General features: G+C 67.2%; 16 protein-coding genes and 1 riboswitch. Of the genes, 11 read left to right on the forward strand and 5 right to left on the reverse strand.

From position 1 onward, the window contains the following. Positions 1 to 165 precede the first annotated feature (165 nt). The 3 genes from JANGC3_RS33475 to JANGC3_RS0101920 are packed head-to-tail and all read left to right on the forward strand — an operon-like array spanning position 166 to position 5,520. Positions 166 to 1,191, forward strand: coding sequence for a PAS domain-containing protein (locus tag JANGC3_RS33475; protein WP_232429638.1), 1,026 nt, complete (start codon positions 166 to 168; stop codon positions 1,189 to 1,191). Next, a complete protein-coding gene (locus JANGC3_RS0101915; protein ID WP_017874789.1) occupies positions 1,188 to 3,329 on the forward strand; it encodes a sensor histidine kinase in 2,142 nt (713 codons plus the stop codon). The genes JANGC3_RS33475 and JANGC3_RS0101915 overlap by 4 nt, the downstream gene beginning before the upstream one ends. Before the next feature lie 46 nt (positions 3,330 to 3,375). Further along, positions 3,376 to 5,520, forward strand: coding sequence for a S46 family peptidase (locus JANGC3_RS0101920; protein WP_026132421.1), 2,145 nt, complete (start codon positions 3,376 to 3,378; stop codon positions 5,518 to 5,520). A gap of 69 nt (positions 5,521 to 5,589) precedes the next feature. Here JANGC3_RS0101920 and JANGC3_RS0101925 read toward each other — a convergent pair whose 3' ends face one another. Continuing rightward, a complete protein-coding gene (locus JANGC3_RS0101925) occupies positions 5,590 to 6,525 on the reverse strand; it encodes a LysR family transcriptional regulator (protein WP_017874791.1) in 936 nt (311 codons plus the stop codon). 143 nt (positions 6,526 to 6,668) lie between these two features. On the opposite strand from JANGC3_RS0101925, the gene JANGC3_RS0101930 reads away from it, so the two are divergent. From JANGC3_RS0101930 to JANGC3_RS0101950, 5 genes are all read left to right on the forward strand, one after another. Beyond that, positions 6,669 to 7,481 carry a putative hydro-lyase gene (locus JANGC3_RS0101930; protein WP_269746231.1) on the forward strand — a complete coding sequence of 271 codons (813 nt, stop codon included), beginning with the start codon at positions 6,669 to 6,671 and terminating at the stop codon, positions 7,479 to 7,481. Positions 7,482 to 7,638: 157 nt separating this feature from the next. Further along, complete coding sequence (locus tag JANGC3_RS0101935) at positions 7,639 to 8,898, forward strand: MFS transporter (RefSeq protein WP_442789086.1); 1,260 nt, start codon at positions 7,639 to 7,641, stop codon at positions 8,896 to 8,898. A gap of 26 nt (positions 8,899 to 8,924) precedes the next feature. Beyond that, positions 8,925 to 12,548 (forward strand): hydantoinase B/oxoprolinase family protein, encoded by a 3,624-nt coding sequence (locus JANGC3_RS0101940; protein WP_017874794.1) that lies wholly within the window; start codon positions 8,925 to 8,927, stop codon positions 12,546 to 12,548. A gap of 267 nt (positions 12,549 to 12,815) precedes the next feature. Then, positions 12,816 to 13,433 carry a nicotinamide riboside transporter PnuC gene (gene pnuC / locus JANGC3_RS28125; protein ID WP_017874795.1) on the forward strand — a complete coding sequence of 206 codons (618 nt, stop codon included), beginning with the start codon at positions 12,816 to 12,818 and terminating at the stop codon, positions 13,431 to 13,433. Next, complete coding sequence (locus JANGC3_RS0101950; RefSeq protein ID WP_157406411.1) at positions 13,430 to 13,963, forward strand: AAA family ATPase; 534 nt, start codon at positions 13,430 to 13,432, stop codon at positions 13,961 to 13,963. Before pnuC ends, JANGC3_RS0101950 begins: the two co-directional genes overlap by 4 nt. A 147-nt stretch (positions 13,964 to 14,110) precedes the next feature. On the opposite strand, the gene JANGC3_RS0101955 is transcribed toward JANGC3_RS0101950, so the two are convergent. Together JANGC3_RS0101955 and JANGC3_RS0101960 are read right to left on the reverse strand one after the other, a co-directional pair. Further along, positions 14,111 to 15,109: a hypothetical protein gene (locus JANGC3_RS0101955; protein ID WP_017874797.1), complete on the reverse strand. Its 999-nt coding sequence runs from the start codon at positions 15,107 to 15,109 to the stop codon at positions 14,111 to 14,113. A gap of 276 nt (positions 15,110 to 15,385) precedes the next feature. Beyond that, a complete protein-coding gene (locus JANGC3_RS0101960) occupies positions 15,386 to 17,524 on the reverse strand; it encodes a TonB-dependent siderophore receptor (RefSeq protein ID WP_026132423.1) in 2,139 nt (712 codons plus the stop codon). A gap of 74 nt (positions 17,525 to 17,598) precedes the next feature. Next, a riboswitch (TPP riboswitch) is annotated at positions 17,599 to 17,698 on the reverse strand. A gap of 121 nt (positions 17,699 to 17,819) precedes the next feature. Here JANGC3_RS0101960 and JANGC3_RS0101965 point away from each other — a divergent pair. Together JANGC3_RS0101965 and JANGC3_RS0101970 are read left to right on the forward strand one after the other, a co-directional pair. Continuing rightward, the gene (locus JANGC3_RS0101965) at positions 17,820 to 18,119 is read left to right on the forward strand and encodes a ferritin family protein (protein WP_026132424.1); all 300 of its coding nucleotides are present in this window, start codon (positions 17,820 to 17,822) and stop codon (positions 18,117 to 18,119) included. A gap of 69 nt (positions 18,120 to 18,188) precedes the next feature. Further along, positions 18,189 to 18,653, forward strand: coding sequence for an Imm26 family immunity protein (locus JANGC3_RS0101970; RefSeq protein WP_017874800.1), 465 nt, complete (start codon positions 18,189 to 18,191; stop codon positions 18,651 to 18,653). A gap of 65 nt (positions 18,654 to 18,718) precedes the next feature. Here JANGC3_RS0101970 and JANGC3_RS0101975 read toward each other — a convergent pair whose 3' ends face one another. Further along, positions 18,719 to 20,074 (reverse strand): sensor histidine kinase, encoded by a 1,356-nt coding sequence (locus tag JANGC3_RS0101975; protein WP_017874801.1) that lies wholly within the window; start codon positions 20,072 to 20,074, stop codon positions 18,719 to 18,721. 12 nt (positions 20,075 to 20,086) lie between these two features. Beyond that, positions 20,087 to 20,788, reverse strand: a complete 702-nt coding sequence (gene ompR / locus JANGC3_RS0101980) for an osmolarity response regulator transcription factor OmpR (protein WP_232429765.1) — start codon at positions 20,786 to 20,788, stop codon at positions 20,087 to 20,089. A 271-nt stretch (positions 20,789 to 21,059) separates the two neighbouring features. Between ompR and JANGC3_RS0101985 the strand changes: the two genes are divergently transcribed. Next, complete coding sequence (locus JANGC3_RS0101985; RefSeq protein ID WP_017874803.1) at positions 21,060 to 21,410, forward strand: hypothetical protein; 351 nt, start codon at positions 21,060 to 21,062, stop codon at positions 21,408 to 21,410. Positions 21,411 to 21,651: the final 241 nt, after the last annotated feature.

A 21,651-nucleotide genomic window follows, 5' to 3' on the forward strand; every position in this document is an offset into this window, starting at 1 on the left:
GCAGCGCCGACACGCCGGGCCATTTTACCGACCTGTTTTCGCCGCTGACGACGACGACCCGGCTGTACCGCCGCCTCGACAACCTGGCGCGCCAGCGCCTGCCGACGTATTTTCCGACCAAACTGTCGGCCGCGTCCCCCCCCCACACCCTCGAGAGAAGTGAGCATGCCCGGAAAGATTCAATCCCACGTGGAGCAGTTGCTGCTTCAAAACTATTCGCCGGCGGCGGCCCTGCTCAACCCGGACGGCGACATCCTCTACATCAACGGTCGCACCGGCGCCTTCCTCGAACCGGCCGCCGGCAAGGCCAACTGGAACATCCACGCGATGGCGCGCGAGGGCCTGCGCTACGAGCTGGCCGGCCTGATCAAGCAGGCGCTGGGCAGCGAGGGCGTGGTCCGCCTGAAGGGGCTGGTGGTCAAGGACCACCTCGGCCTGGCCCAGGGCGTCGACCTGAGCGCCGAGGCTTTGAGCCAGCCCGAGTCGCGGCACGGCATGGTGTTCCTAACCTTCGCCAGCGCGCCGCTGCTGCCCGCGGCCAAGCGCGGCCGCTCGCCCAACCCCAAGGTGCTCGAACTGGAGCAGCAACTGTTGCAGGCCCGGACCGAGATCCAGGCGGTGCGCGACGAAATGCAAACCTCGCGCGAGGAATTGAAATCGGCCAACGAGGAGTTGCAATCGACCAACGAGGAGTTGACCACGTCGAAGGAGGAGATGCAGTCGCTCAACGAGGAACTGTACACCGTCAACGCCGAGCTGCATTCGAAGGTCGACGACCTGTCGCTGGTCAACAGCGACATGAAGAACCTGCTCAACAGCACCGACATCGCCACCATCTTCCTCGATAGCGGCCTGCGCATCCGCCGCTTCACGGCGCCGGCCACGCAAATCTACAAGCTGATCGCCACCGACCCGCGGCGCCCGCTCAGCGACATCGTCAACGACCTCGACTACCCGGACCTGGAAACCGACGCCCAGGAGGTGATCCGCTCGCTGGTGTTTTCCGAGCGCCAGGTGCCGACCAAGACCGGGCGCTGGTACAACGTGCGCATCATGCCTTACCGTACCATCGACAACGTCATCGACGGCGTCGTCGTCACCTTCATCAACATCACCGAGTCCAAGCTGCTCGAAGCGCAGTTGCGCCTAATACTGAGCCAAGGCAAGGCCACGCTCGAGAGCGTGAAGTGAACCGCTCCGCCGGCGGTCCGGCCGAGGCGGCGCTGATGCGCGCGCAAGCCGAGCAGCCCGCCGCCGGCGCCGGCCCCGGCCCGCACGGCGAGATGCACAGGCAGTTGCACGCGCTGCGCGTGAGCCAGATCGAGCTGGAGATGCAGAGCGCCGCGCTGGCCGAACTGCAGTTGATCAAGGACGAGTTCGAGGTCGGCCTGAACCACTACGCCGAACTCTACGAGCTGGCCCCGGCCAGTTATTTCTCGATCGAACGCGGCGGCCGCATCTCGCGCGCCAACGTCGCCGCCGCGGCGCTGCTGCGCAGCCCGCGCTCCGAGCTGTTGGGCCGACAATTCGAGCAGTTCATCGCCCCCGAGGGCCAGCGCCGCTTCCGCGACTTCATCGACGCGGTCTTCGACAGCGGCGCGCGGCAGGTGCTGGAGGTGGCGCTGTTCCGCGGCGCCGGCGCCGCGCCGGTGGACCGCGTGCGCATCGAGGCCAACGTCGACCCGGCCTCGCAAGCGTGCCGCATGATCGTCACCGACCTGGGCGGCCCGGGCGCGCGCGAGATGGCGCTGCGGCGCGCCTTCGTCGTGCTCGACGCCATCAAGGAGGGCGTGCTGATCGCCGACGCGACCAGGCGCATCATCTCGGTCAACCCGGCCTTCACCGCCATCACCGGCTACCAGGCCGAGGAGGCGATCGGCCGCAACCCCGCCTTCCTGGCGTTCGGCCTGCAGGCGCCGGCGTTATTCGAGGGCATGTGGGACAGCCTGGGCCGCGATGGCGGCTGGCAGGGCGAGGTAGTCAGCCGCAAGAAGGACGGCAGCCGCTTCGTCCAGTCGTTGTCGCTGACGCAGATGCACCCCCCCGAGGGCGGCGCCGACTATTTCGTCGGCGTGTTCTCCGACATCACCGAGCGCAAGCTGGCCGAGACCGCGCTGCGCCAATTGCACCAGGAGTTGGATCAGCGCGTGGTCGAGCGCACCGGCGAACTGGTGCGCACCAACCAACTTCTGCTGCAGGAAGTCGGCGAGCGCCAGCGCGCCGAGGTGGCGCTGCGCGACGCCGAGCATTTTTTCCACGCCACCATCGACTCGCTGACCGACCGCGTGCTGGTGCTCGATTGCGACGGCCGCGTCATCCACGCCAACCAGTCCTGCCTGGCCTTCGCCGGCCACCGCGGCGTCGGCGAGCGCTACCTGGCGCACTGCGAAAGCGACCCGCGCTGGCTACGCGGCGCCGGCGCCGAGCTGTCGGCCGGCATCCGCGGCGTCATCGGTGGCGCGCGCGCCGCCTTCGCGCTGGAATACGAGTTCCGCAGCGGCGGCGCGGCGCGCTGGTTCCAGGTCAAGGTCAGCCGCTTCCTGTCGGCGGGGCCGCTGCGGGTGGTGGTGGCGCACACCGACATCAGCGAGCGCAAGGCGATGGAGGGCGCGCTGCGCCAGTCGCACGCGCAACTGCGCCAACTGGCGGAGCACCTGGAAACGGCCAAGGAGGACGAGCGCCAGCGCATCTCGCGCGACATCCACGACGAACTGGGGCAAAACCTGCTGGCGCTGCGCATCGACATCTCGATGCTCAGCGCGCGCACCGGCCAGGCGCATCCGCGCCTGCACGGCAAGGTCGGCGCGGTGCTGGCCAACGTCGACACCACCATCAAGAGCGTGCGCGGGATCATGAACGCGCTGCGCCCGCTGGTGCTCGACCTGGGCCTGCAGGCGGCGATGGAGTGGCAGATCGGCGACTTCAAGAAGCGCAGCGGCATCGACTGCCGGCTGCTGGTGCGCGACGAGGCGATCTTCGGCGCGCTCGGCGGCGACATTGAAATCGTCCTGTTCCGCATCGTCCAGGAGGCCCTCAGCAACGTGCTGCGCCACGCCGCCGCGCGCCGCGCCGAGATCGAACTGGCCGCCGCCGAAGGCGAACTGACGCTGCTGATCCGCGACGACGGCGTCGGCATCGCGCCGGCGCAGCGCCGCAAGGCCCAGTGCTTCGGCCTGATCGGCATCGCCGAGCGGGTCGCCGCGCTGGGCGGCCAGTTCCAGATCGGCGCCTACAGCAAGGGCGCCGGTTGCCAGCTGACCATGCGCATGCCGCTGCCCGAGCGCGCCGGCCCCGGCGCCGCCCCGGCAGAAAAGCGCTTCCAGGCCTAAGCAACAGGGATATACTGCGCTGGCTTTTTTACAAATAGGGGATATCTTGTTAAAAACAATCGTACTACCCGTCGCCTTGATCGGCGTCTTCGCCGGCGCACATGCCGACGAGGGACAGTGGCAACCACACCAATTGCCGCAACTGACATCCGAACTGAAACGCATCGGCATCGCCATACCGGCGGCAAAACTGGCCGACCTGGCCCAGCACCCGATGAGCGCGATCGTCTCGCTGGGCGGCTGCTCGGCCTCGTTCGTCTCCGACGCCGGCCTGGTGGTGACCAACCACCATTGCGCCTACGGCGCGGTGCAGCGCAACTCGACGCCGGCGCACAATTACATCGCCGACGGCTTCCTGGCCAAGAACCGCGCCGCGGAACTGCCGGGCGGCCCCAACACGCTGGTGTACGTCACCGACAAGCTGGAAAACGTCAGCGCGCGCGTGCTGCGGGGCCTGGACGCCGGCATGAGCGGACGCGCCCGCCACGAGGAAGTCGAAAGCCGCGTCAAGGCCCTGATCGCCGAATGCGAAACCGACAAGATGTACCGCTGCTCGGTGCCCAGCTTCCACCGCGGCATGGAGTACTACCGCATCCGCCAGATGCTGATCCGCGACGTGCGGCTGGTGTACGCGCCGTCCGACAAGATCGGCAACTTCGGCGGCGACGTCGACAACTACGAATGGCCGCGCCACACCGGCGACTACGCCTTCCTGCGCGCCTACGTCGGCAAGGACGGCCGCCCGGCCGAGCCGTCGCCCGACAACGTGCCCTACCATTCGAAGCACTTCCTGGTGGTGTCGGCCGAGGGCCTGGCAAACGGCGACCCTATCCTGCTGGCCGGCTACCCGGGGCGCACCAGCCGCTACAAGCTGCCGGCTGAAATCCGCGCCGCGCGCGACGTCGGCTTCCCGGCCAAGGTGGCCGAGCTGCGCGCCGACCTCGACACCATCGCCGCCGCCAGCGCCGGCGACGCCGCGCTCGACGTGCGCTACGCCAGCGTCGTCAAAAGCCTCCACAACGGGCTGAAGAAAACCCAGGGCTTGCTGGACGGTTTTGCCCGCAAGGACATCGCCGCCGTCAAGGACGGCCAGGACGCCGCATTGCGCGCCTGGCTGGCGGGGCACCCGCGGGCGGGCGTGTCGCCGACGCTGCTGGCCGACCTGGACGCGGTGATCGCCGCCGACATGGCGCTGGGCGACGAGGAATTCGCCTGGTCGGTGGCCACCAACAGCGACTTGCTGAAAAGCGCGCGCACCGTGTACCGGCTGGCGCTGGAGCGCGAAAAAGCCGACGCCCAGCGCGAGTCGGGCTACCAGCAGCGCGACCTGAGCTTCATCAAGGCGCGCCTGGCGCGGCTGGAGCAATCCTACGCCACCCCGGTCGACCAGGCCCGCTTCGCCGCCGGCCTGCAACGCTACGCGGCGCTGCCGGCCAAGACCCACCCGGCCGGCCTGGACGCGCTGCTGCCGGCGCCGGACGCGGTCGCCGCGCTGTACCCGCGCACGCAACTGGGCGACACCGCCAAGCGCCTGGCCGGGGTCGAGCAGGACGCGGCCACGCTGGCCAAGTCCGACGACGCCTTCCTGCAACTGGCGGTCAAATTGCATCCGGTGGCGCTGGCGCTGGAAGAGCGGCGCAAGGAAGTCGACGGCAACCTCGAACGGGTGATCCCGCAATACATGCGGGCCGTGATCGCCTGGAAGCAATCGCAGGGCAAGCCGGTCTACCCCGACGCCAACTCGACGCTGCGCGTCACCTACGGCACGGTGGCGCCGTACTCGCCGCGCGACGGCATCAGCAAAGGCCCGTTTACGACCGTCGAAGGGATCGTCGACAAGCACACCGGCAAGGAACCGTTCATCGTGCCGGCGGCGCTGATCGAGGCCGTCAAAGCCAAGCGCTACGGCGCCTTCCTCGACCCGGCGCTGGGCACCGTGCCGGTCAACTTCCTGAGCAGCGCCGACACCACCGGCGGCAACTCCGGCTCGGCGGTGATGAACAAGCGCGGCGAACTGGTCGGCCTGAACTTCGATTCGACCTACGAATCGATCACCAAGGACTGGTACTTCGACCGCGACATCACGCGCGCGATCCACCTCGACATCCGCTACATGCTGTGGGTGATGAAAGAAGTCGACCACGCCGACGCGCTGCTGAAGGAAATGCGCATCAAATACCCGCGCAAATAAACCCGCGGTCCGGGCGATGAGGGGTGCGCTGTTGGCCGTGTCGCTGGCGCTGCTCGCCCGCCCGAAACACTAGTGCACCGCCTCGATGTAGCGCGGCGCGATCTGGGCGCAGTAGTTGGCGCAGCTCAGGCGGGCGGTGTTGGCGGCGGCGTGCACCAGCATTTCGGCGTTGCTGTGCAGGCACATCGAGACGATGATCGATGGCGGCACCGGTTGCACCGGCAGTTCGATGAATTCGCCGCTGTCGAGCAGGCCGGCGACGAACAGGCTGGGAATCGCCGCCACGCCGTAGCCGTCGCGCACCAGCTGGACGATGGCGGCCACCGACGGCGAGCAGGTGATGCGGGTTTGCTCCAGCGGAATCGCCGCCAGGTTGGCCATCTTGGCGACGATTTCCTCCAGCATGCGCTGCGGCGCCGTGCCCCGGCCGAAGGTCAGGATCGGCGTTTGCAGCAGGCGCTGCGTCAGCCCCTCCTTGCGCGTGTCGAGCAGGCCCTTCTTGGCGATCCAGTGCACCGGGTAGATCGCCAGCGCCTCCGAGACGATTTCGTTGCTGTCGATGCCCTCGACCTGGATCACCAGGTCCAGTTCGCGCGCGCGCAGGCGCCGTTCCAACACATGGCTCATATCGACCGCCAGGTCGATTTCCAGCTCGGGATAATTGGCGTTGAGTTCGCGCATGTATTGCGCCAGCCAGCTGTGCACCACCGACTCGATCACGCCCAGGCGCAGCCGGCCGCGCACCGCGCTTTCCTTGCGCGCCGCGCTTTGCAGGCGGCGCGTGGCGTCGACCACCGCCTTGGCGTGGCCGAGCAGGTATTCGGCGTGCGCGGTCAGGCGGAATTCCTTCGAGGCGCGGTCGATCAGCTCGGTCTGCAACTCCTCTTCCAGGCTTTTGATGCGCAGCGAGATGGCGGCCGGCGTCGCGTGCAGCGCGCGGGCGGTGGCGCGAAAGCTGCGCAGCTGGGCCAGCATCACAAAGGTGTCGATGAAGCGGGTATTCATGGCGCTCCAGGGCGGGGGCGGGGTGGATTTGACGGTCAAGAATACCTTAACCTTGCCCCTGCGGATAGCCGTGGCAGGTAAGTAAAACTTACCTGCCACAGCAATAATTACTAGTTGGCCTAGTCGTTTGATCAAGTCTATGCTTGACTCATTGCTTTCCCCGAGACCAACGAGACCACACCATGACACCACTTGAATTGCGGCGCGCCGTGCGCAGCGGCCACTTCCGCGTTCCAACCGCGGGCTATTGCGGCGCCTTTGCGCAGGCCAACCTGGTGATATTGCCGAAGGCCCACGCCGATGATTTCCTGCGCTTTTGCCAGCGCAATCCGAAGGCCTGCCCGCTGCTGGCGGTGGGCGAGCCGGGGCAGTGGAACCTGCCGGCGCTGGGCCGCGACCTCGACGTGCGCCGCGACGTGCCCGCTTATTACGTCTACCGCGACGGCGCGCTGGCGGCCGAGGCCGAGACGCTGGCCGAGCTGTGGCGCGACGACATGGTGGCCTTCGCCATCGGCTGCTCGTTCTCGTTCGAGCAGATGCTGATGCAGGCCGGCATCGCGCTGCGCCACGTCGAGCAACGCAAGAACGTGGCGATGTACCGCACTAATATTGCGAACCAGGCGGCCGGGCCGTTCGCCGGCAACATGGTGGTGTCGATGCGGCCGATGAAGGCGCGCGACGCCATCCGCGCGGTGCAGATCACCAGCCGCTTTCCGGCCATCCACGGCGCGCCGGTACACCTTGGCGATCCGGCCGAAATCGGTATCGTGGATGTGGGCCGGCCCGATTTCGGCGACGCCGTCGACATCCTGCCGGGCGAGTTGCCGGTGTTCTGGGCCTGCGGCGTCACGCCGCAGGAGGCGATCCGCGGCGCCGGCCTGGCGCTGGTGCTGACGCATAAACCGGGCTACATGCTGGTGACGGATATTACCAACGCGTCGTTGGCGGCTTTTTAAAAAGACTACGGGCGTGAACCTGGGGTCAGACGGGGACACCGTGTCCCCGAGGGTCTGCCGCCCATGCTCCGAGCCTCTGGCTGGGTTTGCGGTCCCGGGCATTCGATTTACTACAACATAACTACAACAAGAGGAGATTCACATGAACACTGAAGTGATGCCAGCCGAGGCCAAGGGCGGCTATTTTTCCTGGTTCCACGAGCTGACGGGCAAGGAGCGCCGCACCTTCTGGAGCTGCAAGGTCGGCTACGCGCTCGACGCCATGGACACCCAGTTCCTCAGCTTCGTGATCCCGACGCTGATCGCCACCTGGGGCTTGAGCAAGGGCGACGCCGGCCTGATCGGCACCGTCACGCTGCTGACGTCGGCGCTCGGCGGCTGGATCGCCGGCGTCATGTCGGACCGCATCGGCCGCGTCCGCACGCTGCAAATCACCATCCTGTGGTTCGCCGTCTTTACCGTGTTGTGCGGCCTGGCGCAGAACTTCGGCCAGTTGCTGCTGGCGCGCGGCCTGATGGGCTTTGGCATGGGCGGCGAGTGGACCGCCGGCGCCATCCTGATCGCCGAGGTGATCCGCGCCAAAGACCGCGGCAAGGCGGTCGGCATGGTGCAGGCCGGCTGGGCCATCGGCTGGGGCGCCTCGGCGCTGCTGTACGCGCTGATGTTCTCGCTGCTGCCGCCCGAGCTGGCGTGGCGCTCGCTGTTCCTGCTGGGCATCCTGCCGGCCGTGTTCGTGATCTTCATCCGCCGCTTCGTCGAGGAACCGGAAGTGTTCGTGGCGCAGCAGAAAATACAGCGGGACGGCGCCGAGCGCGCCAAGTTCACCGACATCTTCTCGCCGGCCATGCTCAGCACCACGCTGCGCGCCGTCCTGCTGACCACCGGCGCCCAGGGCGGCTACTACGCCATCACCACCTGGCTGCCGACCTTCCTGAAAACCGAACGCCACTTGACCGTGCTCGGCACCGGCGGCTACCTGGCCATGGTCATCCTCGGCTCGTATGTCGGCTACATCGTCAGCGCCTTCCTGACCGACAAGCTGGGCCGCAAGAAGAACTTCATCCTGTTCGCCGTCGGCTCGCTGTGCATCGCCCTGGCCTACACCCGCCTGCCGGTGACGGACTCGGTGATGCTGTTCCTCGGCTTCCCGTTGGGCTTTTTCGTCTCTGGCGTGTTCAGCGGCATGGGCGCCTTCCTCAGCGAACTGTTTCCGACCCGCATCCGCGGCTCCGGGCAGGGCTTTTGCTACAACATGGGCCGCGCCGTCGGCTCGCTGTTCCCGCTGTTGATCGGCATGAGCAGCAAGCACATGCCGCTGGGCGAGGCCATCGGCCTGTTCGCCGCCGCCGCGTACGGGGTGATGGTGTTGGCCGCGCTGACGCTGCCGGAAACCCGCGGCAAGCAACTCGAATCCTGACCACCTATCCATAAAAGAGACACGCCATGAAAAACCACAACTCCCCCGCTCCGCTGCGCTGGCAATTCTGGGTCGACCGCGGCGGCACCTTCACCGACATCGTCGCGCGCCGTCCGGACGGCAAGCTGGTCACGCACAAGCTGCTGTCGGAGTACCCCGAGCGCTACGACGACGCGGTAGTGCAGGGCATGCGCGACATGCTCGGCCTGCAAGCCGGCGAGGCGCTGCCGGTCGAGAGGATCGAGGTGGTCAAAATGGGTACCACGGTGGCCACCAACGCCCTGCTCGAACGCAAGGGCGCGCGCACCGCGCTGGCGATCACCCGCGGTTTCGCCGACCAGCTGCGCATCGGCTACCAGGACCGGCCCGACATCTTCGCCATGAAGATCGAGCTGCCCGACCTGATCTACGAGGAGGTGCTGGAAGTCGACGAGCGCATCGGCGCGCGCGGCGAAGTGCTGCGCGCGCCCGACGAGGCGCTGCTGTTGGAACAGTTCCGGCGGATCCGCGCCAGGGGCGTCGCCGCCATCGCCATCGTGCTGATGCACGCCTACCGCTACCCGCGGCACGAGTTGCGCCTGCGCGCGCTGGCCGAGCTGGCCGGTTTTACACAGATCTCGGTGAGCCACCAGGTCAGCCCGTTGATGAAGATCGTCGGGCGCGGCGACACCACCGTCGTCGACGCCTACCTGTCGCCGGTGCTGCGCGACTACGTGGCGCGGGTCTCGGCCGAAACCGGCGCGGTGCGGCTGATGTTCATGCAGTCGAACGGCGGCCTGACCGACGCCGCCCGCTTCCAGGGCAAGGACGCGATCCTGTCCGGCCCGGCCGGCGGCATCGTCGGCGCCGTCAAGAGCTGCGCCGCGGTTGGCCTGCGCCAGGTGATCGGCTTCGACATGGGCGGCACCTCGACCGACGTGGCGCATTACGACGGCGCCTACGAGCGGGTTTTCGAGACCGTGGTGGCCGGCGTGCGGGTGCGCGCGCCGATGATGCACATCCACACCGTGGCGGCCGGCGGCGGCTCCGTTTGCAGCTTCGAGCACGGCCGCTTCAAGGTCGGGCCGGAGTCGGCCGGCGCCAATCCCGGCCCGGCCAGCTACCGCAAGGGCGGCCCGCTCACCGTCACCGACTGCAACGTCATGCTCGGCCGGGTGCAGCCGGCGCACTTCCCGCACGTGTTCGGGCCGAACGGCGACCTGCCGCTGGACGGCGCCGTGGTCGAGCGCACCTTCACCGAGCTGGCCGCGCGGATCGAACGCGAGACCGGCGCCAGCATGTCGCCCAGCGCGGTCGCCGACGGTTTCCTGGCGGTGGCGGTCGACAACATGGCGCAAGCGATCAAGTCGATCTCGGTCGAGCGCGGCTACGACGTCGGCAACTACGCCATGTGCTGCTTCGGCGGCGCCGGCGGCCAGCACGCCTGCCGCGTCGCCGACGTGCTGGGCATGACACGCATCGTCATCCACCCGTTCGCCGGCGTGCTGTCGGCCTTCGGCATGGGCCTGGCGGACATCCGCGCGATGCGCGAGGCGGCCGTCGAGCAGGTGCTGTCCGAGGCCGCGCTGGCGCAGTTGCAGCCGCGGCTGGACGGCCTGGCGCGCCAGGCCCGCGCCGAACTGCTGGCGCAGCAGGTGGCGCCGGACGACATCACGCTCGAGCTGTGCGCGCGCCTGAAATACCAGGACACCGATTCGGCCTTCGTCATCGCCTGCGCCGGCCACGCGCAGATGGCCGAGGCCTTCGCCGCGCTGTACAAGGGCCGCTTCGGCTTCGCCATGGAGGGCCAGCCGCTGGTGATCGAGTCGATCTCGGCCGAGGCCATCGGCGCCGGCAACGGCGGCGACTTCGTCATCGAGGTGCCGGCCGGCGCCGCCGCAGCCGTAGCGGCGCCGGGCCAGGTGCTCAGCTACGTCGGCGGCGCCACCGTGCCGATCGCGCTGCACGTGCGCGCCGCGCTGGCGGTGGGCAGCGTGGTCGCCGGCCCGGCCATCATCCGCGAGGAAATCGCCACCATCGTGGTCGACGCCGGCTGGTCGGCGCGGGTGCTGGAGGACCGCTCGATCATGCTTGAAAGGGCGGCCGGGGCCAACGCCGGCGCCGGCCACGCGGTGACGACGGCGGCGCACCCGATCCACCTGGAGATCTTCAACAACCTGTTCATGTCGATCGCCAAGCAGATGGGCACGACGCTGGAAAACACCGCCTATTCCGTCAACATGAAGGAACGGCTGGACTTTTCCTGCGCCATCTTCGACCGCCACGGCAACCTGATCGCCAACGCGCCGCACATTCCGGTGCACCTGGGGTCGATGAGCGACAGTGTGCAGTGCGTGATCCGCCAGCACGGCGAGAGCATGTCGGCGGGCGACGCCTACGTGCTCAACGTGCCCTACAACGGCGGCACCCACCTGCCCGACATCACGGTGGTGTGCCCGATCTACGGCGCCGACCAGGGCGCGCCGCTGTTCTTCGTGGCGGCGCGCGGCCACCACGGCGACGTCGGCGGCATCACGCCCGGCTCGATGCCGCCCAACAGCACCAGCATCCTGGAGGAGGGCGTCCTGCTGGACAATATCAAGATCGTCGACAACGGCGTCTTCCTGGAAGCGCTGGTGCGCGAGTTGTTCGGCGCCGGCCCCTGGCCGAGCCGCAACATCGACCAGAACGTCGCCGACCTGATCGCCCAACTGGGCGCCTGCGAGACCGGCGCCAACGAACTGCTGCGCGCCTGCGGCCGCTACGGCGAGGACGTCGTGCTGGCCTATATGCGGCACGTGCAAGACAACGCCGAGGCGGCCGTGCGCGGCGCCATCAGCGGCCTGCGCGACGCCAGCTTCGCCTACGAGATGGACGACGGCGCCGTGATCCGCGTCAAGCTGAGCATCGACCACGCCGAGCGCAGCGCCACGGTCGACTTCAGCGGCACCAGCGAACAGCGCCCGAGCAACTTCAACGCGCCGCTGTCGGTGTGCAAGGCGGCGGTGTTGTACGTGTTCCGCACCCTGCTCGACAGCGACATCCCGATGAACGAGGGCGTGCTGAAACCGCTGAAGCTGATCATCCCCGAGGGCTCGATGCTGAACCCGCGCTACCCGGCCGCGGTGGTGGCCGGCAACGTCGAAGTGTCGCAATACGTCACCGACGCGCTGTACGGCGCGCTCGGCGTGATGGCGGCGTCGCAGGGCACGATGAACAACTTCACCTTCGGCGACGAGCGCCACCAGTACTACGAAACCATCGCCGGCGGCTCCGGCGCCGGTCCCGGTTTCGACGGCACGGCGGCGGTGCAGACGCACATGACGAACTCGCGCATGACCGACCCGGAGGTGCTGGAGTGGCGCTTTCCGGTACTGGTGGAAAGCCACGCGATCCGCCGCGGCAGCGGCGGCGCCGGGCTGCACCGGGGCGGCGACGGCGCGCTGCGGCGCATCCGCTTCCTGCAAAGCATGAGCGCCAACATCCTGGCCGGACACCGCCGCATCGCCCCGTTCGGGCTGGAGGGCGGCGCGCCGGGGGCGCTGGGACGCAACTGGATCGAACGCAGTGACGGCACGGTCGAACGCTTCGGCGCCACCCACACGGCGGCGATGGGCGCCGGCGACGTCTTCGCCATCGAAACCCCGGGAGGCGGCGGCTTCGGCGCCTGACGTCAAATAAGAAACCAAGGGCGTAGCCCCGGCCCTCTGCCTTTGGTTTGCTTTACACGTTGGCGAGCGCGCCAACGGCGCCTCGCCGCGCCGCGCCGAATCTTGCATATTCAAGCTGAATCTTGCATACTGCGCCACCGGGTTTTGCCGGTCTTGCGCTGCGCCGCGGCCGGCCGCCGGGGCGCATACCGCCAAAGTCGGCCGAGCCGATCGGACCGCGTCCGATTAACTCGACGGCATCCCACTGCCGCCATCTTCCCCCTATTCATGAACCAAGCGATCGCCCTTTTAGGTTTCGTCACCAACCCGCTGGAATTGGTCTCCTTCGTGCTGGCGCTGTGTAACGTTGCGCTCAATATTCGCCAGAGCCACTGGGCCTGGCTGTTCGCCATCGTCTCGTCGGTCACCTACGGCATGGTTTTTTTCCATTCCAGGCTGTACGGCGACATGGGTTTGCAGCTGGTCTTCATCGTCGTTTCCGCCTGGGGCTGGTATCAATGGCTGCGCGGCGCCGCCAACGGCGCGCAGCTGCCGGTGACGCGGCTGGCCGGGCGCGGCTGGGCGCTGGCCGGCGCCGGCTGGCTGCTCGGTTTCGCCGTGCTGGCCTGGTTCCTGCAAACCTATACCGACACCGACGTGCCGCGCGCCGACGGCTTCCTGACGGCCGGCAGCCTGCTCGGCCAGTTGCTGCTGTCGCGCAAAAAGCTGGAAAACTGGCATATCTGGATTGTCGTCGACGTGCTCTACGTCGGCCTGTACCTGTACAAGAACCTGATGCTGACGGCGATCCTATACGCGGTGTTCGTGGTGATGGCGGCGCTCGGCCTGCGCGCTTGGAAGGGCGCGGCGGACGGCGCCGCCGCCGACGCAATGGTGTTGAAGTGAGCCGGGCAGGCTGCGTGCGGGTGGCGATTCTGGGCGCCGAGTCGTCCGGAAAATCGACCTTCGCCGCCGCGCTGGCGGCCCGCTACGACACCGTCTGGGTGCCGGAGTACCTGCGCGAGTTCGTCGAGACGCGCGCTCGCGTGCCGCTGGAGTCGGATCAATTTTTCATCGCCAGCACCCAGGTCGCGCGCGAGCTGGCGGCCGCGCCGCGCGCCGGCGCCTTGCTGTTTTGCGACACCACGCCGTTGATGACGGCGCTCTACAGCCGCTTCTATTTCGGCGGCGTCGACCCCGGCCTGGCCGCGTTGACGGCGGCGCGGCGCTACGACGTCACGCTGGTGACGGCGCCCGACAGCCCGTGGGTCGCCGACGGCCTGCAGCGCGAGTCGGAGGGCGTGCGCCAGAGCGTACACCGGATGCTGCTCGACGAGCTGGCCGCGCGGGCGATACCCTACCTGCTGGTCGACGGCCCCCTGGCGCGGCGCCTGCTGCAAGCCGAGTCCGTACTCGGCGCGCCGGCGCCCGCTTGAGCGGTGGCGCTTGTATGTGGGGAAAGGCGGGCGCGCGACGGTGCGGCGGGGCTGCGCCGGCCGGCGTGGCCGGCGGCGGCGCGGGCGCCGCACCGGGCGCCGCTTAGTTCAAGTGAGGCGTGGGGCGGCGTGCGACGCCGCGTCCGATCAAGGAATCTGGCACACGCGGCTCGGATCGCGGATACTGCACTTCCACGACCAGCTGACGTTGGAACGCTCGCCCACTTGCACGGCGAACGACACGGCCGGCGAGGATACCGCTAGGGTGATGATATCGCCGCTGAAGACGTCGGATTGCGGCTCGTTCATGCCGTAGACCGGGCGCACCGGAGCGCCGGCACCCAAGTTAATCGAGATCTGGCTGTTGGCCAGCAGATAGCCCAGATTGTTTTGCACATATTGGCCGATCGGGAAGCTGCTGCCATCGGGTAATTGAACCACTTTGTCGGCGGGGATCAGGCGATTCAGGCCGACCAGCCAGTTGGCGTCGCGCTGGAAGAACAGCACGTCCTTGATCTTCGCCAGGCCACCCTTGACGCCATCCTGGACGGCGCTGGAGATTTTGCCTTCGGCGTTCTTGATCAGCAGGTTGCCCAGCACCGGCAGAATCCAGCTCAGGTTGGAGTCGCAATCGGTCGAGGAGCTGACGTTGGCGGTCATGCCGACCTGGTCGGCCGGCATGTTGCCGTCGGCGGTACCGTACTGGGCGTTGATGGCGATATTGCTCATCGTCGTCGTGTTGACGCAATCGTAGCTGAAGACGCCCCATTTCTTGCCCGAATAGCCGCTGCGGACCCGGTAGCTCAGTCCGGTCAACGCCAACGCGGCCACGCCGCTGCTTTGCGGGCGGATCGTGATGGCGGCGTTGCCGCTCAGGGTGCCGTCGAGGAAACGGGCGCCGTTGGCGGTGATTTGCTGCGACATCACGGCGTTCAGGCCGCTCTGCAGCGTGGCGGGCACGGCCTGCATTTCGCGGGCGACGCCGCCGAGTGGACCGTAGAGGCGTTTGTCTTCGGAATATGCCAGCGCGTTGCTGCCGTTGACGGTGAGGTTGGCCGTGTAGCTGGCGGACTCGATACGCGGGACCCAGTCGGCGTGGGCAGCCCCGGTGGCCAGGATCGAAGTGAGGAAAATAATTTTACGCATAAAACCCCTTAAATACGACAAAAAAAGCAGACGTGCACGCGACGACTGCATCGATTGGAAACGGCTACTCCCGGCTCCGTGCTGTTGACATTCAGACAGCGAATCAATGTTGTCACAGTTAAATTGTTGACGCAATATTAATTTGTATTTGATAACTCTAAATTACAACATTGCTTTGTTGTTGAGCCGCCCCTGAGGCGCCGCCGAAACGAAAAAAAACCAGCGGCGCGCCGCTGGTTTGTCCTTGCATCAGCGGCGCCGCGGCGCCGCCACGCGTCAGAAGTCGAACTGCGCCGACACCTTGAGGGTGCGGGGGGCGCCCGGGAACAGGTAGCCGCCCGATTCCTGCGTCACGTCGCGCCAGTAGAACTTGTCGAGCGCGTTGTCGACGTTGGCGCGCAGGGTTGCCGCGGTGTTGCCGATCTTGGTGGCGTAGGCGGCGCCCAGGTTGAGCACGTGGTAGGCGGGCACGAACACGGTGTTTTCCTTGGTGAAGGCTTTTTTGCCGGCGTACAGCCAGGTGCCGTTCAGCTTCAGGCCGGCCACTTGCGGCACGGCGTAGTCGGCGTACACCGACGACTTGAACGCCGGCACGTTGGTGACGCGCTTGCCGTTCATGGCGGCGATGCCGGTGCCCGACTGTTGCGTGTTCAACGCCGTTGCCGACACGCCCAAGCTCAGGTTCGGCGTCGCCTTGCCCTGCGCCGCCAGTTCCAGGCCGCGGTGTTGCGCCAAGCCGTTACGCACATACGTGCCCTTCGGATCGACAGTGGAGTCCGTATACTCCAGGCCCTTGCGGATCTGGAACAGCGCCGCCGACACCGTCAAGTCGCGCGTCAGGTCGGCTTTCACACCCACTTCGATCTGCTTCGATTTTGACGGCGCGAGGGCGGTGTCGTGGTTCGAGGTCTCGTGCGGCGCAACGCCGCCGTGTTCCATCCCCTGCGAGTAGGCGCCGTACACGGCGACGTTGTCGAGCGGGTTGTAGACCAGCGCCGCGTTCGGCAGCAGGAAGCTGTCGTCGGTCTTGACGTTGGTGTCGGACTTGGGCAGGTACTCGTCGCGCTTCACTTGCACGTAGCGCAGGCCGGCGTGCAACTTCCAGTTGCTGGCCAGCGCCAGGATGTCCTGGGCGAAGACGGCGCGCTCGTTCTCGGTGCGGCGGTCGCGCACCGGCCCGGAGCTCAGGCCGGTCGGCGCGACCAGCACCGGCCGGTAGATATTGCTGGTGCCGGCGTAGTCATAGGTGTACACGCCGGCGCGGTCGAGGCGGTGGAAGTACGAGGTGCCGGCCGTGAATTCATGGCGCAGCGCGCCGGTGCTGAACTTGCCCTGGACCAGCGCCTGGGTCGCCAGCGGCGACTTCGACTCGCCCAGGCTGCGGTAGTCGTAGACGTCGTAGTCGCCGTTGCCGCAGAAATGCTCGACATACTCGGGACCCGAGCTGCAGCCGTACGGGAAGGCGGTGTAATCGTCGCGCTTGAAGGAGTGCCGGTTGGCCGACAGCGTGGCGTGCCATTCGGGGTTGAGCTGGTAATGGAAGCGCAGGCCGATGTTGCTGCTTTGGGTCTGCACCGGCATGCTCCAGCGCTGCAGGTTCAGCATCGCATCGGCGCCGACGCCGCCCGGCAGCGCGGTATCGCTGAGTAACTGGAAGCCGGGCGCCGAAACCTGCGACTTGTCCTGGTAGTCGGCGTCGATTTGCAGCAGCGCCTGCGGCGAAATCTGCCAGTCGAAGGCGCCGGAGACGAATTTGCGGTTGCCGTCGGCGCCCTTGATGTAGGAGCGCAGGCGCTCGGCGGCGGCGTTGATGCGGTAGCCGAAGCGGCGGTCCTCGAAGCGTCCGCCGAGGTCGGCGGCGCCGTACAGCGTGCCGCGCTCGCTGGCGCCGACGGTGACCGAGCGCAGCGGCGCGGCGGTCGGGCGCTTGACGACGAAGTCGATGATGCCGCCGGGCGCGGCGACGCCGGACTGGAAGCCGGCCAGGCCCTTCAGCACCTCGATGCGCTCCTTGTTCTCCAGCGGAATCTGGGTGTCGCCGGGGATCGCCAGGCCGTCCTTGCGGTAGCTCGAACTGTTGTCGAGCGCGAAGCCGCGGATCGAGAACTGCTCGGCGTAACCGACGGCGTTGTAGGAATCGTTGACGCTGGCGTCGAACTTCATCGCGTCGCTGGTCGAGCGGATTTGCAAGTCCTGCATCTGGGCGCGCGAGACCACGCTGACCGAGGCGGGTGTCTGCAGCAGCGGCGCGTCGGAAAAGCCGGCCACCGAGGCGCGGCCGGCGGCGCCGGCGCGGTTGCCGGTGACGACCACTTCCGGCATCTCCTGCTGGGCCGACTGGGCCGAGGCGGGCGCGGCGAAAGCTTGCAGGATCGCCAGCGCGATAAGGGAAATCGATAAATTCGGTGTAGACATAATATGCTCGTGGTTCAGGTCGGCGCTGCCGACAAGCTGCTTGTTCGGCCGGGGCCAGCGCAGGAGCAATCAAAGGAGGGGACTTTGCGCTTTCCTTCGCTGGCATTATCCAGATCAGGTACGGAGGGTATCTCTCACCCGGAAACAGCGTTCCCAGGACCCCTAGCGAAGCCGAAGCTTATCACGAACGGCCCGCCGCCGCGCCCGCCGTGGGCCGAATTACAACATGTGTGCCGCTTGAGGTTTACGCGCCGGCGGTGGAGAATGCGCCTCATGCCAACTGAGGGAGTGCTGTATGTCACAAGAGGAATTGCAGGAAGCGGGCGCCGCCTTGCCGGCGCCGACGCTGGATATGCACCGCGCCATCGCCACGCTGGCCGAGGAGCTGGCCGCGCTGGATTTGTGCAACCAGCGCTTCGAGGCGTGTACCGATCCGGAGCTGCGCCGCGTGCTGGCGCAACGCGGCGACGTCTGCCGCAGGCAGGCCGCGATGCTGTTGGAATGGATGCGCCGGCGCGACAACCGGCTCGACAAGGAGCTCAAGGATGCGCTGTTCAAGGCCGGTCCGATCGTCGCCCAGTTCCAATACGAGTAGTGCGCTGCGACGCGATTTTCAATCCTGGCGTATTGTTCCGCCTAGTTGTCGAATAAGAGAGGGGTTGGAATGAAGTTGTTGCCGTACCGAGAGGGCACCTGGTTTGCCGTACCGTTGAAGGGTGGCGGCTACGCCGTCGGCGTGGTGGCCCGCATGGCGCCGTCGGGGCGCATTATCCTGGCGTATTTGTTTGGGCCGAAACGCGACGCGCTGCCGGCCCTGGCCGAGCTGGAGCGCTTGCAGCCGCACCAGGCCATCCGGCGCCTGCGCACCGGCGACCTGGGCCTGGTCAACGAGCGCTGGCCGGTGATCGGCGTGTCCGACGAGTGGGAGCGCGAGGCCTGGCCGATTCCATCGTTCATCCGCCGCGCCGACATGCTCAAGCGGGCCTGGCGCGCCACCTATTCCGACGCCGACCCCGGCAAGTTGGAACGGGAGGAGTCGGTGCCCTACGATACGCCCGGCCTGGAAAGCGATTCGCTGTACGGCTATGGCGCCACCGAGATGTTGATGAGCAAAATGCTGACCGAGTAGCCGGGCCGCCATCGGCGCGCCGGCGCGGCCCGTTCACGGGGCTCCGGCCCGGGGCCAGGCTTCGCTCAGGCCGCCAGCATGGTGATCTGGATGCGCAGGCCGCCGCCGGCGCGGTTGCTCAGATGGAGTTCGGCGCCGTGGCGCAGCAGCACGCGCTCGACGATGGCCAGGCCAAGCCCGGCGCCGTTGGCTTGGCCGCGCGCGGTGTCCATCCGCGTGAACGGTTTCAGCAATTGTTCGATCTGGCTGTCGGGCACGCCCTGGCCGTGGTCCTGCACGTCGATGACGACGCGGCGCGCCCCGTGCACGCTCTTCAGGTGGCAGCCGATGTCGACCTCGATGCGCTCGCCGTCGGCGCTGCGGCCGTAGCGCCGGGCGTTCTCGATCAGGTTGTTGATCACGCGTCTCAAGTCGGTGGCGTTGCCCATCACGTGGGCGTCCGGCGCGATCGCCGTCGTCACCGCCATGTCGGGTATGCGCATCGCCTCGCGCGCGCTGTCGGCCAGCAGCGCGCTGACGTCGACGCTGGTGAAGCTGGCCGTCTCGGTCGGCTTGGCGTAGTCGAGGAACTGGCCGATGATCGCGTCCATCTGCGCGATGTCGGACTGGATACCCTCGCGCGCCTCGTCCGACAGGCGCGCCATCTCGACTTCGAGCTGCATGCGCGCCAGCGGCGTGCGCAGGTCGTGCGAGATGCCGGCCAGGATCACCGCGCGGTCCGATTCGACCTGGCGCAGGTCGTCGACCATCTGGTTGAAGCTGCGGTTGGCCTCGATAATTTCAATCGGCCCGCTCTCGGGCAGCGGCTCGGGCGCCTTGCCGGCGGCGATCGCCCGCGCCGCCACCGTCAGGCGCGCCAGCGGCAGGTTGATGCGGTTCGAGATGACGGCCGCGCCCAGCAGCGACAGCAGCGACACCAGGCTGGCCCAGCCCAGCCACTGCACCCCGGTCAAGCCGCGGATGCGCTCGCGTTCGAGCATCAGCCAGTATTCGTCGTCGTCGATCTTGAAGCTGACCCAGAAGCCGGGGACGCTGTTGACGCGCGCCGAGAAGCGCGTATCGTTGCCCAGCTTGTCCTTGACCATCGCGACGATTTCGGGCATCAGCCAGTTGTCCGGCGGCGGCTCGACCTTGTCGTCGGGTTCCAGCGGCAGCACGCGGATGCCCTCGTTGCTGACCAGTTCGAACAGCAATTCCTTGCGCAACTCCGGCGCCGAGTGGGTCAGCGCGGCGTGCGTGATGGTGACGACGGAAATGACCTGGGCCGCAATCTGCTGCGCCTGCGGCTCGCGCTGGACCACGCTGATCATGGCGATCCAGGCGGCCATGCTGAGCGTGGTGAGCACGCTGAGCAGGAAAAAGGTGCGCCAAAACAGGCCGCTTTTCAGGCGCGCCAGACTAATGACGGGAAGGTGCTTCATGCGCGCCGCCGGTCAGCGCGGCTGCCCCTCCGGGATGAAGACGTAGCCGAGGCCCCAGACGGTCTGGATGTACAGCGGGCTGGACGGGTCCGGCTCGATCAGCTTGCGCAGCCGCGAAATCTGCACGTCCAGGCTGCGGTCGAACACCTCGTACTCGCGCCCGCGCGCCAGTTCCATCAGCTTCTCGCGCGACAGCGGCTGGCGCGCGTGGCGCGCGAACACCTTCAGCACCGAGAATTCGCCGGTGGTCAGCGGCACCGTCTCGCCGCTCTTCTTCAGCGTGCGGGTGCCCAGGTCGAGGATGAAATTGCCGAACTCGAAGGTCTGCGGCGTCTCCGACGGCGCGCCGGGGATTTCGTCGGGACCCTTGCGGCGCAGCACGGCGCCGATGCGCGCCACCAGCTCGCGCGGGTTGAATGGTTTGGGCAGGTAGTCGTCGGCGCCCATTTCCAGGCCGACGATGCGGTCGACGTCCTCGCCCTTGGCGGTGAGCATGATGATCGGGGTCTGGTCGCCGGCGCCGCGCAGGCGGCGGCAGATCGACAGGCCGTCCTCGCCCGGCAGCATCAGGTCGAGCACCAGCAGGTCGTAGCGCTCGCGCAGCCACAGCTTGTTCATCGCCGTCGCGCTTTCCGCGGTGAAGACGTTGAAACCCTGTTCGGTCAGATAGCGGCGCAGCAGATCGCGCAAACGCACGTCGTCGTCAACCACCATAATCTTGGCCTGGTGGCCATTGCTGGTCTGCGTCGTTGTCAAGTTGGCGGAATTGGTCGTCGAAGTTGTGGTCATTTGGTTGTCGTGTTGTCAGATCTAAGTTGCTATGGTAACGTCTCGGCGCTCGTCGGAGAACGCGCGCGGCGACCCATTACAATGTGTTACAAACTTTACCCATTTGCTCTTACTGCCCCGTGTAAAGCATCATACACTGGGGCATCAGTGGAATTAAAGCTTATATCTTTACCCGGCATCGCGGAAGAGGAACACAATGAAAATCGAACCCAAAAACAGTCACGCCGCCGCCCGCGCGCTCTTTTGCGTTCACTCCTCCGTTGCCGCCGTGTTGGTTGCCGCGTCGCTGTTGGGCGGCGGTCTGGCCGGCGCGGCCGGCGATGCTCCCGTCCCGCAGCGCCGCGACGAAGTCCAGCGCAGTAACAACGACAGCCGCGAGCGCGGCGAGCAGCGCGACGGCCGCGCCGACGAGCAGCGCCGCGCGATGCAGGAACGGGCCGACGCTTCGCGTCGCAATGGCCGCCTGACGCCGGACGAGCGGCGCGACCTGCGCCGCCAGATCAACGAAGCCGGCCAGGACATCTACTCGACGCCGCCGCGCCGCTAGCTTGGCCGCGGCGGAACGGGCGGGATGCGAGCCAACGTTGCCGGCTCGCGCCCTGGCGGGTCCACCCGAGCTACGAAAATCGCGCCCACTTGGCGTGCGCGGCCTTTGACGCGGCGCACGCGCCGCCTGCTTATTCCTTCAATTATTCCCAACGCCATTTGGCTTGCGTGTAAGATTAATTTATTGCGTGCAAGGTGGTCGTGCGCCGGAATGTTGACCATGGAATCAACTTGTTCGATAA

Origin of the sequence: Janthinobacterium sp. CG3 (assembly GCF_000344615.1) — a bacterium.
GTDB lineage: Bacteria > Pseudomonadota > Gammaproteobacteria > Burkholderiales > Burkholderiaceae_D > Janthinobacterium.

Coding starts and splice junctions, on each gene's coding strand:
- JANGC3_RS0101940 (WP_017874794.1), top strand. CDS start 8,925: ATGAAAAACCACAACTCCCCCGCTCCGCTGCGCTGGCAATTCTGGGTC.
- JANGC3_RS0101925 (WP_017874791.1), bottom strand. CDS start 6,525: ATGAATACCCGCTTCATCGACACCTTTGTGATGCTGGCCCAGCTGCGC.
- JANGC3_RS0101965 (WP_026132424.1), top strand. CDS start 17,820: ATGTCACAAGAGGAATTGCAGGAAGCGGGCGCCGCCTTGCCGGCGCCG.
- JANGC3_RS0101975 (WP_017874801.1), bottom strand. CDS start 20,074: ATGAAGCACCTTCCCGTCATTAGTCTGGCGCGCCTGAAAAGCGGCCTG.
- JANGC3_RS0101960 (WP_026132423.1), bottom strand. CDS start 17,524: ATGTCTACACCGAATTTATCGATTTCCCTTATCGCGCTGGCGATCCTG.
- JANGC3_RS33475 (WP_232429638.1), top strand. CDS start 166: ATGCCCGGAAAGATTCAATCCCACGTGGAGCAGTTGCTGCTTCAAAAC.
- JANGC3_RS0101985 (WP_017874803.1), top strand. CDS start 21,060: ATGAAAATCGAACCCAAAAACAGTCACGCCGCCGCCCGCGCGCTCTTT.
- JANGC3_RS0101935 (WP_442789086.1), top strand. CDS start 7,639: ATGCCAGCCGAGGCCAAGGGCGGCTATTTTTCCTGGTTCCACGAGCTG.
- pnuC (WP_017874795.1), top strand. CDS start 12,816: ATGAACCAAGCGATCGCCCTTTTAGGTTTCGTCACCAACCCGCTGGAA.
- JANGC3_RS0101955 (WP_017874797.1), bottom strand. CDS start 15,109: ATGCGTAAAATTATTTTCCTCACTTCGATCCTGGCCACCGGGGCTGCC.
- ompR (WP_232429765.1), bottom strand. CDS start 20,788: ATGGTGGTTGACGACGACGTGCGTTTGCGCGATCTGCTGCGCCGCTAT.
- JANGC3_RS0101970 (WP_017874800.1), top strand. CDS start 18,189: ATGAAGTTGTTGCCGTACCGAGAGGGCACCTGGTTTGCCGTACCGTTG.